General features: G+C 48.8%; 12 protein-coding genes. 8 read left to right on the top strand and 4 right to left on the bottom strand.

Annotated elements, in window-relative coordinates:
- Positions 1-36: 36 nt before the first annotated feature.
- Both NYE38_RS13920 and sspI read right to left on the bottom strand, forming a co-directional pair.
- Positions 37-1122 carry a sugar diacid recognition domain-containing protein gene (locus tag NYE38_RS13920; RefSeq protein ID WP_014418589.1) on the bottom strand — a complete coding sequence of 362 codons (1086 nt, stop codon included), beginning with the start codon at positions 1120-1122 and terminating at the stop codon, positions 37-39.
- Positions 1123-1182: 60 nt separating this feature from the next.
- Entirely contained in the window at positions 1183-1398 is a 216-nt protein-coding gene (gene sspI / locus NYE38_RS13915; protein WP_003152527.1) for a small acid-soluble spore protein SspI, read from the bottom strand.
- Positions 1399-1518: 120 nt separating this feature from the next.
- Between sspI and NYE38_RS13910 the strand changes: the two genes are divergently transcribed.
- The 3 genes from NYE38_RS13910 to pheT all read left to right on the top strand — a co-directional run bounded on the left by NYE38_RS13910 (position 1519) and on the right by pheT (position 6089).
- Positions 1519-2265 carry an RNA methyltransferase gene (locus NYE38_RS13910; RefSeq protein ID WP_003152529.1) on the top strand — a complete coding sequence of 249 codons (747 nt, stop codon included), beginning with the start codon at positions 1519-1521 and terminating at the stop codon, positions 2263-2265.
- 361 nt (positions 2266-2626) lie between these two features.
- Positions 2627-3661, top strand: coding sequence for a phenylalanine--tRNA ligase subunit alpha (gene pheS / locus NYE38_RS13905; protein WP_003152530.1), 1035 nt, complete (start codon positions 2627-2629; stop codon positions 3659-3661).
- A 13-nt stretch (positions 3662-3674) separates the two neighbouring features.
- The gene (gene pheT, locus NYE38_RS13900) at positions 3675-6089 is read left to right on the top strand and encodes a phenylalanine--tRNA ligase subunit beta (RefSeq protein WP_063636769.1); all 2415 of its coding nucleotides are present in this window, start codon (positions 3675-3677) and stop codon (positions 6087-6089) included.
- A gap of 36 nt (positions 6090-6125) precedes the next feature.
- On the opposite strand, the gene rnhC is transcribed toward pheT, so the two are convergent.
- Positions 6126-7067 (bottom strand): ribonuclease HIII, encoded by a 942-nt coding sequence (rnhC, locus tag NYE38_RS13895; protein WP_017418314.1) that lies wholly within the window; start codon positions 7065-7067, stop codon positions 6126-6128.
- A gap of 133 nt (positions 7068-7200) precedes the next feature.
- Between rnhC and zapA the strand changes: the two genes are divergently transcribed.
- The 5 genes from zapA (at position 7201) to NYE38_RS13870 (ending at position 12616) form a co-directional block, all read left to right on the top strand.
- Positions 7201-7458 carry a cell division protein ZapA gene (gene zapA, locus NYE38_RS13890; RefSeq protein ID WP_007408114.1) on the top strand — a complete coding sequence of 86 codons (258 nt, stop codon included), beginning with the start codon at positions 7201-7203 and terminating at the stop codon, positions 7456-7458.
- 7 nt (positions 7459-7465) lie between these two features.
- A complete protein-coding gene (locus tag NYE38_RS13885) occupies positions 7466-7999 on the top strand; it encodes a CvpA family protein (RefSeq protein WP_014418586.1) in 534 nt (177 codons plus the stop codon).
- A gap of 105 nt (positions 8000-8104) precedes the next feature.
- Positions 8105-9817 (top strand): DNA polymerase/3'-5' exonuclease PolX, encoded by a 1713-nt coding sequence (gene polX / locus NYE38_RS13880; RefSeq protein WP_007408115.1) that lies wholly within the window; start codon positions 8105-8107, stop codon positions 9815-9817.
- Positions 9818-9837: 20 nt separating this feature from the next.
- Entirely contained in the window at positions 9838-12195 is a 2358-nt protein-coding gene (locus tag NYE38_RS13875; protein ID WP_015240335.1) for an endonuclease MutS2, read from the top strand.
- 16 nt (positions 12196-12211) lie between these two features.
- Positions 12212-12616, top strand: coding sequence for a DUF350 domain-containing protein (locus tag NYE38_RS13870; RefSeq protein WP_003152541.1), 405 nt, complete (start codon positions 12212-12214; stop codon positions 12614-12616).
- A gap of 138 nt (positions 12617-12754) precedes the next feature.
- Here NYE38_RS13870 and NYE38_RS13865 read toward each other — a convergent pair whose 3' ends face one another.
- Entirely contained in the window at positions 12755-13432 is a 678-nt protein-coding gene (locus NYE38_RS13865; RefSeq protein WP_063636768.1) for a DUF2711 family protein, read from the bottom strand.
- Between the last annotated feature and the right edge of the window lie 24 nt (positions 13433-13456).

Below are 13456 nucleotides of genomic sequence, written 5' to 3'. Positions count from 1 at the left end.
ACACTATGGAGAAACATATGAAAAATGATGATATGATTACGTGATTTTTGTATGTTGATCTAAAAAGCGCAGCGCCAAATAAAAAGCCGTTATGTCTTCGGGGCGGTCAAGTTTCATATTTGTCAGTGATTCCAGTTTGGAAAGACGGTAGCGCAATGTATTGATATGAATATGCATGTCGTCGGCGGTGCGCTTTAACGATAATTGCCGGTCGAAAAAGGCGCGCAGCGTATCCAGAAGTTCTTCCCGGTCCAGTACATGCTCGAGAACCCGCCGTGAAAATTCCGACCTCGTGCGGGGTGTGATATCGGCAAGACACATATCCAGTTTTAAATCTTCTTCAAAGACGGCCTGCTTGTCACCGATACCGGCTGAAAGTGCTTTATCCGCCTGTTCGTATGATTCCGTGAGGCGCTCTCCCGGAACGATCCGTCCGATGCCGGCGGTGACAGGCTGCCCGAAAACGGCGCCGATCTTTTTAATGAGCTGTGTTTTGGAAGCCGAATTTGCTTCATGATTAATGAGAATGCGTTCATTTCCCCAGCGGACAAACAGGTCTTCAGGGCATTCGTACTGCCAGAGCCGCCCGAGCTCCTCCGCTTTATATTGCTCATAACGGCCTTGAATGAGTATGATCCGGCGGTATGCGTGAAGGTCTGCGCCGATGAGCTTTGCTTTTTCTAAAAAGCCCGGAGACCATTCTTTCAGCTGCAGCCAATCAACCATAAAGGATTCAAGCATTCTCGCACGCCACTGCGCTTCTTCCATATGGCGCGTTTCTTTAATAAACAGCTCCGTCATTTTTCTGAGCAATTCTCCGAAAGGAAGGATATCGTCAGGGTCTCCTGTCAGGCCGAATACTCCGATCACTTCATGGCCTGAAAAAACGGGGAGGTTCAGTCCTGCTTTTACGCCCTCGAGCCGTTTTTCATCTTCTTTCGTAATGATGACATTCCGTTTTTCGCGGGCGCAGATCAGTGCGCCTTCATGAAACCATCCGGCGCGCGCCTCGTTGGTGCCTGCGATGATCATCCCTTTTGTATCGGCAATAATCACTTCGCGGCTGTACATATGTTTGACTTCGGCAATCAATTTTTTTGCCAGTTCCGGCTGTAACTGCATGGCGATCCCCCTCGCCATTATTATACAAAAAAAACCGGGTGTGCATCACCCGGTTCATGCTTATTGCGCAGGTTTTAATCCGCCTTCAAGTGTTTTGAGCATTTCATTTTTTTCTGAGTCTGACGCATGCTGCCAAAGAACTTCGAATAAGACGCCGAGGCCCGGAAGCATTTTTTCTTCACCGCTTTGGATGGCGTCAACGATAGTATGCTCCAGCTGATCCTGGTTATTGCCGGTTACATTGGCAATAACGGCGTTGCGTAAATTAAGATCCATTACAACCGCTCCTTTTTCCTGAATGTGATACGCATATTCTTACCGCGCACGCGGTTTATTATGTGCTGTTCTTGAGATATAATAACAACATGCATGAAAAAAGGAGAGCACAGACATAAAGTGAAACGAATCGACTCTGCAAAAAACCAAAAAGTGAAGGACTGGAAAAAACTTCACACAAAAAAAGAGAGACTTAAAACGAATACATTTCTGATAGAAGGAGAGCATCTGGCAGAAGAAGCGCTCAAATCAAAGGGAACGGTAAAAGAAATTCTCGTAAACGATGAGAGCGCCATTCCGGCCGATCTGGATATGAGCATTCCGTGCTACGTGCTGAGCGAAGACGCGTTTTCAGCCGTGACGGAAACGGAAACGCCGCAGCGGATCGCCGCGGTCTGCCATATGCCGGATAAGCGGCCTGATCAGCTGAAGCGGCTGCTTCTTATTGATGCCGTACAGGACCCGGGGAATTTAGGAACAATGATCAGAACGGCAGATGCGGCGGGAATCGACGCCGTTGTCCTTGGTGAGGGAACGGCAGACCCGTACAACGGAAAAACGCTGCGTTCAGCGCAAGGATCTCATTTTCATATTCCCATTTTAAAACGTCCGCTTGATGAGTTTACCGCCGAGCTGAAATCACAAGGCGTCGCGATCTACGGCACGGCGCTTGAAAACGGTGCGGCTTATCAAAGCGTGAAGCCTGAAGAATCGTTCGCGTTAATCGTCGGGAACGAGGGGGCGGGAGTGGACGCCGGCCTTCTGCAAAAAACCGATCTCAACCTGTACGTTCCGCTGTACGGACAGGCGGAATCGCTGAATGTGGCGGTAGCGGCCGCCATCCTCGTTTATCATCTCAGAGGATAGGTTGCGAAAAGCCTTGGATTTCACTATAATAGATAGCAATAATGTAAAAACCGTGACAGAGGACGTCAATTTTTGCACACGCTGCCTTCCAGGGAGAAAATGCCGCTGACTGAGAGCATTTTTATCGCAGCACAGAAATTGATTTTCACCTCTCGAGTTGTCACCGGGACCGCGCCAAACGCGCGTAAAGGTGAACCGGAACGATCGTTTCCGTTATGTCAATGAAGCTGTCGGCAGATGAAGTCTGCCTTAAAAAGGGTGGTACCGCGGCCACAACTCGTCCCTTCTCTCAAGGGGCGGGTTTTTTTGTTTTCTGAAAAAGGCATAGAACGGTTTGGTTTACATAAAAGGAGGATGCATGATGGAAGAGAAGCTTAAACAGCTTGAACTGGAAGCTGCAGAAAAAGTAGAAGCGGCGGGTTCATTAAAAGAAGTTAACGACATTCGGGTGCAATATCTCGGAAAAAAAGGGCCGATTACAGAAGTTCTCCGCGGCATGGGCAAACTGTCCGCCGAAGAGCGCCCGAAAATGGGAGCGCTCGCCAATGAAGTGAGAGAGCGAATTGCAGCAGCCATTACGGCGAAAAATGAACAGCTTGAACAAGAAGAGATGAATAAAAAACTCAGCAGCCAGACGATTGACGTCACATTGCCGGGCAGTCAGGTAAACATCGGCGGGCGCCATCCGCTGACGGTCGTTATTGAAGAAATTGAAGATTTATTTATCGGCATGGGATATACCGTCGAAGAAGGCCCTGAAGTGGAAACGGATTATTACAACTTTGAGGCGCTGAACCTGCCGAAGGAACATCCGGCCCGCGACATGCAGGACAGCTTTTACATTACAGAAGAAATGCTGATGAGAACGCAGACGTCACCGGTGCAGACGCGCACGATGGAAAAGCATAAAGGAAAAGGCCCCGTCAAAATCATTTGTCCCGGTAAAGTGTATCGCCGCGACAACGATGACGCGACACATTCCCATCAGTTCATGCAGATCGAGGGTCTCGTCGTGGACCGCAAAATCAGCATGAGCGACCTGAAAGGCACGCTTGAATTGGTTGCCAAAAAAATGTTCGGCCAAGACCGTGAAATCAGGCTCCGTCCGAGCTTCTTCCCATTCACAGAGCCTTCTGTCGAGGTGGATGTAACCTGCTTTAAGTGCGGCGGCCAAGGCTGCTCCGTCTGCAAAAAAACAGGCTGGATCGAAATTCTCGGCGCCGGCATGGTTCACCCGAACGTGCTGAAGATGGCCGGATTCAATCCTGAGGAATACCAGGGTTTCGCTTTCGGAATGGGTGTTGAACGTATCGCGATGCTGAAATACGGCATTGAAGATATCCGCCATTTCTATACCAATGATGTCAGATTCATTTCGCAGTTTAAACAGGCGTAAGAGGAGGATACACATGTTTGTTTCATATAAATGGTTAGAAGATTACGTTGACTTGCAGGGAATCGACCCGGCCGTGCTTGCAGAAAAAATTACAAGAGCCGGTATTGAAGTTGAGGGTATCGAGTATAAAGGGGAAGGCGTAAAAGGCGTTGTCATCGGACACGTGCTTGAGCGTGAACAGCACCCGAATGCCGACAAACTCAACAAATGCCTTGTTGATATCGGTGCGGAGGAACCCGTGCAGATTATCTGCGGCGCCCCGAATGTTGATAAAGGACAGAAGGTTGCCGTTGCAACGGTCGGAGCCGTGCTTCCCGGCAATTTCAAAATTAAAAAAGCCAAGCTGCGCGGCGAAGCGTCTCACGGCATGATCTGTTCCCTTCAGGAGCTCGGCATTGAAAGCAAGCTCGTGGCGAAAGAATATGCGGAAGGCATTTTCGTTTTTCCGAATGATGCTGAAACGGGAGCTGACGCAATGGCGGCCCTTCAGCTTGATGATGCGATTTTAGAATTGGGCTTAACGCCGAACCGCGCCGACGCGATGAACATGCTTGGCGTGGCTTATGAAGTGGCGGCTATCCTCGGCGCAGAGGTAAAGCTTCCGGCGGCTTCATATGAAAAAGCGGCAGAAAAAGCGGCGGATGCTGTTTCCGTCAAGATTGAAGATACGCAGGCCAATCCGCATTATGCCGCAAAAATCATTAAAAACGTCAAAATCGGCCCGTCACCGCTTTGGATGCAGACGAAGCTGATGAATGCAGGCATCCGCCCGCATAATAACGTCGTGGACATTACAAACTTCGTCCTCCTTGAGTACGGACAGCCGCTTCACGCTTTCGATTACGACCGGTTCGGTTCAAAAGAGGTCGTCGTCAGAAAAGCGGCGGAAAACGAAACCATCGTGACGCTGGATGAACAAGAGCGCAAGCTGTCAAGCAGCCATTTGGTCATCACAAACGGAAAAAAAGCGCAAGCCGTTGCGGGAGTCATGGGCGGAGCTGAGTCTGAAGTCCGTGAAGACACCACTGCGATTTTACTGGAAGCCGCTTATTTCGACGGACAGACCGTCCGCAAAGCATCGAGAGACCTCGGACTGAGAAGCGAAGCGAGCGCCAGATATGAAAAAGGCATTGATCCGGCCCGCGTTTTGCTGGCGGCTGAACGGGCCTGCAGTCTCATTCAGGCGTATGCCGGCGGAGAAGTGCTCTCAGGCACGGTTGAAGAAAACCATCTGAAAATCGAAGCAAACAACATTCACGTGTCTGTTGAAAAAGTGAACGCCGTGCTCGGCATGGCAATCGCTAAAGAAGAAATCATCAGCATTTACAAGCGCCTCGGGTTTGCAGTCGGTGAAGCTGAAGACGTTCTTGTCGTAACGGTGCCGTCGCGCCGCGGAGATATTAGAATAGAAGAAGACCTGATTGAAGAAGCGGCGAGATTGTACGGATATGACAATATTCCGTCCACGCTTCCGGAAACGGCCGGCACGACAGGCGGCTTGACACCGTATCAGGCAAAACGCCGGAAAGTGAGACGTTTTCTTGAAGGAGCGGGTCTTTCACAAGCGACCACTTATTCATTAACGAATGATAAAAAAGCGGCCGCTTTTGCGATTGAAAAATCATTCAACACGATGCTTGCTCTGCCAATGAGCGAAGAAAGAAGCATTCTCAGACACAGCCTCGTGCCGAATCTTCTTGAAGCCGTTTCATACAATCTGGCCAGACAGACTGATTCCGTTGCTTTATATGAAACGGGTTCTGTATTTCTGACGAAAGAAGAAAACACAAAACCGGTTGAAAAAGAACGGGTTGCCGGAGCTGTAACCGGATTGTGGCGCAAAAATTTATGGCAGGGTGAGAAAAAGCAGGTTGATTTCTTCGTCGCCAAAGGAATCGTTGAAGGCCTGCTGCATCAATTGAATGTGTCAGACCGGGTTGAATTTGTCCAGTCTGAACGCAAAAACATGCATCCCGGCCGGACGGCAAACATTCTATTGAACGGTTCGCTTGCCGGATTTATCGGCCAGGTGCATCCGGCAATGGAAAAAGAGCTGGATATCAAAGAAACGTATGTGTTCGAGCTTGATCTGCACGCGCTTCTGACCGAGGAAACAGAACCTGTCGTGTATACGCCGATTCCGAAGTACCCGTCCGTCACGCGCGACATTGCGCTTGTGGCAGATAAAACCGTTACAAGCGGACAGCTCCAAGCCGTGATCAAAGAAGCCGGCGGCGCGCTGCTGAAAGAAGTCACCGTATTTGATGTGTACGAAGGTGAGCATATGGAAGAAGGCAAAAAATCCGTCGCCTTCTCGCTCCAATATGTTAACCCTGAACAAACATTGACAGAAGAAGAAGTGACAAAAGTACATGAAAACGTGCTGAAAGCGCTGGAAGAAACGTATCAGGCCGTATTAAGAGGATAAAGAAAAAGCTTGCAGATCACTCTGCAAGCTTTTTTACTATGACCGCTTCCGTTCAACAAGGCGTTTCGCTTTTTGCGTATTGGCAAAATGAAGTTTAGTGAACGTTCTGAGCGCACCTTCTCCCTTATTGATGATCAGCTTGGCGGCAGCTTCATCGACGTGCGGCCCCGCGCCTTTTGGAATCGTCATCCCAGCCTCACGCGAAAGCTTATCCATTTCAATTAAGAAAGAATATCGCGCAATGATAGAGGCTGCGGCGACGGAAAGATGTATGCTTTCCGCTTTCGTGCTGAAAAACGTTTTTTCTTTTACGATATCCCGTCCGGAAAGATGCTTAAAATAAATGCCGGGCTCTGCGAATTGGTCAATCAAAATCGCTTCCGGTTTAACGCCGTTCATTTTTCTCAGCAGATTGGAAATCGCCTGATTATGAAGGAGCGCCTTCATTTTTCCTTGGCTCATGCCTTTTTCCTGCATCTGATTGTATTTTTCGTTTTTTAACACAAGCAGGCTGTAAGGAATGGTTTTAATTAACAGTTTGGCGATTTCAATAATCTGCGGATCTTTTAAATCCTTCGAATCCTTCACACCGAGTTCTCTCATTAAAGAGAGCTTTGTTTTGTCGGCGTAGGCGCAGGCAACCGTTATCGGCCCGAAGTAATCGCCTGTTCCGACTTCATCAGAGCCGATCACTGACATGGAGGCAATGCCCGCCGGGGGAGCGTAGAGCGGGTCGGCCGCTTTTTTGACGGTTTTCTTTGCTTTCGGCGCCTCAGCCGTTCCCCAGCGGGCCGCTTCTGTGCCGGCGTTTTTTCCTTGAAAGAGAACCTTGCCCGAGCGGTAGGCTGTAATGGTACAGCCCGGAGGCTTAGCCTGGAAGACGGCGCCCTGCGGAACGGCGGGAGTAAGGGAGCCGGCATAGGATTGTTTCATTTGTTCCATAGCGGAAGCGGATACTTTTATAACAGAATGGGACACGATATAATCTCCTTTTTTGGCACTTTTCACTGTATATACCAGTGTATCATAACAGCCCGAGGCTCGTCTTTCCATTCAAACGATAATCGTGGTATGATAGGAACTAGGATTCTCGCGGAATGGAGGAGAAACGTTGTCTGACGGCAAAAAAACCAAAACGACAGTAAACATTTACGGCCAGCACTTCACCATTATCGGGGAAGAAAGCAAAGCGCACATGCGTCATGTGGCCGGAGTGGTTGATGATAAAATGAGAGAAATCAACGAGAAAAATCCATATCTTGATATAAATAAGCTCGCTGTATTGACTGCGGTCAATGTTGTGCATGATTATATGAAACTGCAAGAAAAATATGAAATACTGGAGCGGCAGCTTAAAGAAAAGGAATGAACACCATATGATAGATATCATCATCTTAGTTCTGCTCTTAATGGGCACATTGCTTGGATTAAAAAGAGGATTTATCCTCCAATTTATATATTTAACGAGTTTCATCCTCTCGATTGCGTTTGCGGCGCTTTTTTACAAAAGCCTGGCCCCGCATCTGAGCTTTATACCCGCGCCTGATTTTTCCGGCGGGCAGGCGGCTCTGTCTTTTATTAAAGGAAACGTAGAGACGGCTTATTACAACGCGATCGCGTTTGTCATTTTGTTTATCATCGCAAAGATTCTGCTCCGGATTATCGGAGCGGCGCTTAATATCATCGCCGGCATTCCGGTCATTAAACAGATCAACAAACTGCTGGGCGGGGTGCTTGGGTTTCTGGAAGTCTATTTATTTGCGTTTATCCTGCTATACGTCGCATCCGTACTGCCGGTAAGCGCGCTTCAGGATATGCTCGCACAATCGACGCTTGCAAATATCATCACACATCATACGCCGTATCTGTCAGGGCTCCTGCAAGAACTGTGGGCCCAGTACGGGGCATAAAAAACTTCTCTTGACCGGAGAAGTTTTTTTCAAGCTCTGCGTCAGTTGTGCCGGAGGAGAAAAATTTGTATGATGAAAAGCAGGAAACGACTGGGGGTTAACAGTATGCATAAAAAAGATATCATCAGGCTGCTTGAAACGATTGCGGTCTATATGGAACTGAAAGGGGACAACCCGTTTAAAATATCAGCCTTCCGAAAAGCGGCAGCGGCGCTTGAGCAGGATGACCGCAGCCTGTCGGAAATCGACGACATGATGTCTTTATCCGGAATCGGAAAAGGCACCTACGGCGTCATTCGTGAATATATGCAGGAAGGTGTGTCCGGCACGCTTCTCCAATTGCAGAAAGAAGTTCCGGAAGGCTTGGTTCCTCTTTTGAAGCTTCCGGGCCTCGGCGGCAAAAAAATCGCCAAGCTGTATCAGGAGCTTGGCGTTCATGACGCGGAATCGCTGAAAGAAGCATGCGAGCAGCAAAAAGTACAGGGGCTCGCCGGTTTCGGCAAAAAAACGGAGGAGAAAATCCTTCAGGCTCTCGGAGAAGCCGGAAAACAGCCGGAACGTTTTCCGATCGGCTATGCGCTCAGCATTGCTTCAGTAATTGAAGAACATTTGGCCCGGCTGACGGATATTCAGAAATATTCCCGGGCCGGCAGTCTCAGAAGAGCGCGGGAAACCGTAAAAGATCTGGATTACATTATCGCTACAGATCATCCGGAGGCTGTCAGAGAACAGCTTCTTTCCCTCCCGAACGTAAAAGACGTGATAGCGAGCGGGGACACAAAAGTATCAGTCATCCTGACCTTTGAATATGAGACGAGTGTGGATTTCCGGCTTGTGACAGAGGAACAGTTTGCCACCACACTGCATCATTTTACCGGTTCTAAAGATCACAACATTAAAATGCGCCAGCTGGCGAAAGAGCGCGGTGAACGGATCAGTGAATACGGAGTAGAAACTATAGAAACGGGAGACGTCAAAACATTCCCGAGCGAAGAAGCGTTTTACGCCCACTTCGGTCTGCCGTTTATTCCTCCTGAGCTCAGAGAAAGCGGGCAGGAGGTCGACACGTACCGGGAAGAAACGGACCTTGTGGAGCATAAAGCGATAAAAGGCGATCTCCACATGCACTCAGCCTGGAGTGACGGCGCTTTTTCCATCAGGGAAATGGCAGAAGCATGTATGGCAAAAGGCTATCAGTACATGGCGATCACCGACCATTCTCAATATTTAAAGGTAGCCAACGGGTTAACGGCCGAACGGCTCAAAAAACAGGCGGAAGAAATTGACGCGTTAAACGCTGAATTTGAAAATTTTCATATTTTTAAAGGCGTAGAGATGGACATCCTTCCCGATGGTTCGCTTGATTATGATGACAGTGTTCTGTCTGAAATGGATCTTGTCATCGCATCTATTCATTCAAGCTTCAGCCAGCCGGAACATGTCATTATGAAACGGCTTGAACAGGCGCTGACGAATAAGCACGTGGACATTATCGCCCACCCGACGGGCCGCCTGATCGGCAGACGGGCCGGCTATGAAGTCGACATCGACATGCTGATTGAACTCGCCGCCAAAACAAATACGGCGCTTGAGCTAAATGCAAATCCCGCGCGCCTCGATTTACGGACTGAGCATCTGATCAAAGCGAATGAAAAAGGTGTGACTTTGGTCATTAATACCGATGCCCATAATATCGAGATGCTCGATGATATGAAAACGGGCGTGACCGCTGCGCGCAAAGGGTGGACGGAGACAAAACATGTGTTAAACGCCCGGCCGCTACACGAGGTCAAAGCATTTCTGACGCGCAATGATTAAGTAAGGAGGATCACAAAACCGTGCAGCAAAAAGTGTTATCATCACTTGAATTTCATAAAGTAAAAGAACAGATTACCGCACATGCCGCCTCATCGCTCGGCCGGGAGAAGCTTCTGCAGCTGAAACCTTTGACGGATCTCTCAGACATCCAAAAACAGCTGGATGAAGTCGAAGAAGCATCCGCGGTCATGCGCTTGAGAGGCCATGCTCCGTTCGGCGGCCTGACCGACATAAGATCCGCTTTACGGCGGGCGGAAATCGGCAGTGTGCTGACGCCGGCGGAATTCACCGAATTGTCCGGGCTGCTGTATGCCGTTAAACAAATGAAGCATTTTATCAGCCAAATGACAGAAGACGGCGTCGGCATTCCGCTGATACAGGCCCATGCAGAAGAGCTGATTACATTAGGCGATTTGGAAAGGGAGATTAACTCCTGCATTGATGACCATGGTGAAGTGCTTGATCATGCGTCTCCCGCTTTAAGGGGAATCCGCACGCAGCTCAGGACGCTTGAATCAAGAGTCAGAGACCGGCTTGAATCGATGCTGCGTTCATCTTCCGCTTCTAAAATGCTGTCTGACACCATCGTTACGATTCGGAATGACCGCTTTGTCATCCCGGTCAAACAGGAATACAGATCAAGCTACGGCGGAATTGTCCACGATACATCTTCATCCGGTGCGACACTGTTTATTGAACCGCAGGCGATCGTAGATATGAACAACTCGCTTCAGCAGGCGAAAGTAAAAGAAAAACAGGAAATCGAACGGATTCTCCGGATGCTGACGGAGCATACGGCTGAACACACACAAGAAATCGCTCAAAATGTGGAAGTGCTGCAGACACTGGATTTCATTTTCGCCAAAGCGAGATACGCAAAAGCGATGAAGGCGACAAAACCACTCATGAACGGAGACGGCTTTATCCGGCTGAAAAAAGCGCGCCATCCGCTGCTGCCCCAAGATCAAGTCGTGGCCAACGATATTGAACTGGGCGGAGATTATTCAACGATCGTTATCACGGGGCCGAATACGGGCGGTAAAACCGTTACGTTAAAAACACTCGGGCTGCTGACGATTATGGCGCAGGCAGGATTACACATACCGGCTGATGAGGGATCGGAAGCAGCAGTATTTGACAATGTGTTTGCCGATATCGGCGATGAACAGTCGATCGAACAAAGTCTGAGTACGTTCTCATCCCACATGGTCAATATCGTTAATATTTTAAAAGACGTGTCTGAAAACAGTCTTGTGCTGTTTGATGAACTCGGTGCCGGAACAGATCCGCAGGAAGGGGCGGCGCTTGCCATGAGCATCCTTGACGAAGTTCACCGGACAAACGCCAGAGTGCTTGCGACAACCCATTATCCGGAACTGAAAGCATACGGATATAACAGACAAGGCGTCATGAATGCCAGCGTTGAATTTGACATTGAAACGCTTTCGCCTACCTATAAGCTTCTGATCGGAGTGCCGGGCCGAAGCAACGCATTTGAAATCTCAAGACGCCTTGGGCTTCCGGAGCATATCATCGGCCAGGCGAAGTCAGAAATGACCGCCGAACATAACGAAGTCGATCTGATGATCGCATCGCTTGAAAAAAGCAAAAAAAGAGCGGATGAAGAGCTTTCAGAAACCGAATCAATCAGAAAAGAAGCAGAAAAACTGCACAAAGAGCTTCAGCAGCAAATCATTGAGCTGAACGCCCAAAAAGATAAAATGATGGAAGAAGCCGAGCAGAAAGCTGCGGAAAAACTGGAAGCCGCCGCAAATGAAGCCGAACAGATTATCCGCGAACTCCGGTCCATCAAGCAAGAACACAGATCCTTTAAGGAACACGAGCTGATTGACGCCAAAAAACGCCTCGGAGACGCGATGCCGGCTTTTGAAAAATCAAAGCAGCCGGAAAGAAAAACAGAGAAAAAACGCGAGCTGAAGCCGGGCGACGAAGTAAAGGTGCTCACATTCGGACAAAAAGGGGCGCTGCTTGAAAAAACCGGCGAGAAAGAATGGAACGTTCAAATCGGCATCCTCAAAATGAAGGTGAAGGAAAAAGATCTTGAGTTTCTCAAATCGGCTCCTGAACCGAAAAAAGAAAAAGCAATCACCGCCGTAAAAGGGAAGGATTATCACGTATCGCTTGAACTTGACCTCAGGGGAGAGCGTTACGAAAACGCCCTCAGCCGCGTCGAAAAATATTTAGATGACGCGGTGCTTGCCGGCTATCCGAGAGTGTCCATCATTCACGGAAAAGGCACGGGCGCCCTCCGAAAAGGGGTGCAGGATCTTCTGAAAAACCACCGCAGTGTGAAAAGCTCGCGGTTCGGGGAAGCGGGAGAAGGAGGATCAGGCGTAACGATTGTCGAACTAAAATAAAAAGGGAGTAAACGTCATGAATGCTTTTTGGGAAAATGAGCTTGTTGAAATCGCGGCTTATTACAGTGTAGCCGTCTTGTGTCTCGTCATTTTTCTGACCGTGTTTGAATTGGTGACATCCTATAAAAACTGGGTGGAAATCCAAAAAGGCAATCTTGCGGTGGCAATGGCGACCGGAGGGAAAATTCTCGGTATCGCAAATGTCTTTCAGCACAGCATCGCCCAGCATAATTCGCTTTTGCAAATGATCGGCTGGGGCGTATATGGATTTATTATGCTTTTAATCAGCTATTTTATCTTTGAATTTCTGACGCCCCGGTTTAAAATTGATAAAGAAATTGAAAAAGATAACAGAGCTGTCGGCTTTATTTCATTTGTCATCTCAGTCGGCCTGTCATTTGTGGTGGCCGCCGGGATTTAAGGGGACGGGGAAAAATGGAGAAGCTTGCGAAAGTGCTGCTGTCGGCAGCGGGAATTTTTCTGTTCATCGGACTTATTTATCTGGTCATGACATCTTAATACTGAAAAAAGGCTGCCGAACTAAAATCGGCGGCCTTTTTTATTGAGAATACCAGTTTATGCAGGCCGTATCGGAGCAAATGCCGGCTTCCCAACTCATGGCGCGGATGACAGATGGCATGTCTTGTTCTTCCATGAGAAAGAGTGTCGTAAAAGAATCATATATGCTCATAAAAGCGGCGCGCCGTTTTTCGTCGGAAATGATCATGTCAGCCCGCAGCAATCCGCATACATCCGAAGCCGCCGTTTGATTGAGTGAAAATAGACCTTCCGCTTCGATCGGCTCATAAAAAGTGCAGCGCTCAATGTCTTTTGAACGAAACACGTCCAAGAGTCCCGGTATCAAAAATGGCGAAGTGACATCATCGCTCGGCAAGTACAGATCGGGATGATGAAGCCGATTTAACAGCTCGGCGGATTCAGGATGTGCATATTCATCCCGCAGTGCCGTGACAGCGCTCATAAGCGCAAGCGCCGTCTCTTTTTCAGAACGCAATCCGCAAACGGTCATGACGGTTTTCCAGGAAACGGGTCTGCCCATCGCGATGATCTCCTCATCACTCGGATATATATGTTCATAAGGCCGTTTGCGCTTTTGCTCTTCCCACCCATCAGACATCAGGACAAAGGGATGAAGCAAAAAGGCGGCCGACGTAAACGGCTTAGGCAGCTGGCGCAGGATAGGAACTCCCTCTTCAAAATGCAGCGTTTCCAGCAAACTCAACACCTCCTGAGACTCGAA

This window comes from Bacillus sp. EU63, from assembly GCF_038592915.1.
Lineage (GTDB): Bacteria > Bacillota > Bacilli > Bacillales > Bacillaceae > Bacillus > Bacillus velezensis.
Note: the sequence above shows the minus strand (reverse complement) of the source record. Positions and strands in the feature narration are given on the sequence as shown.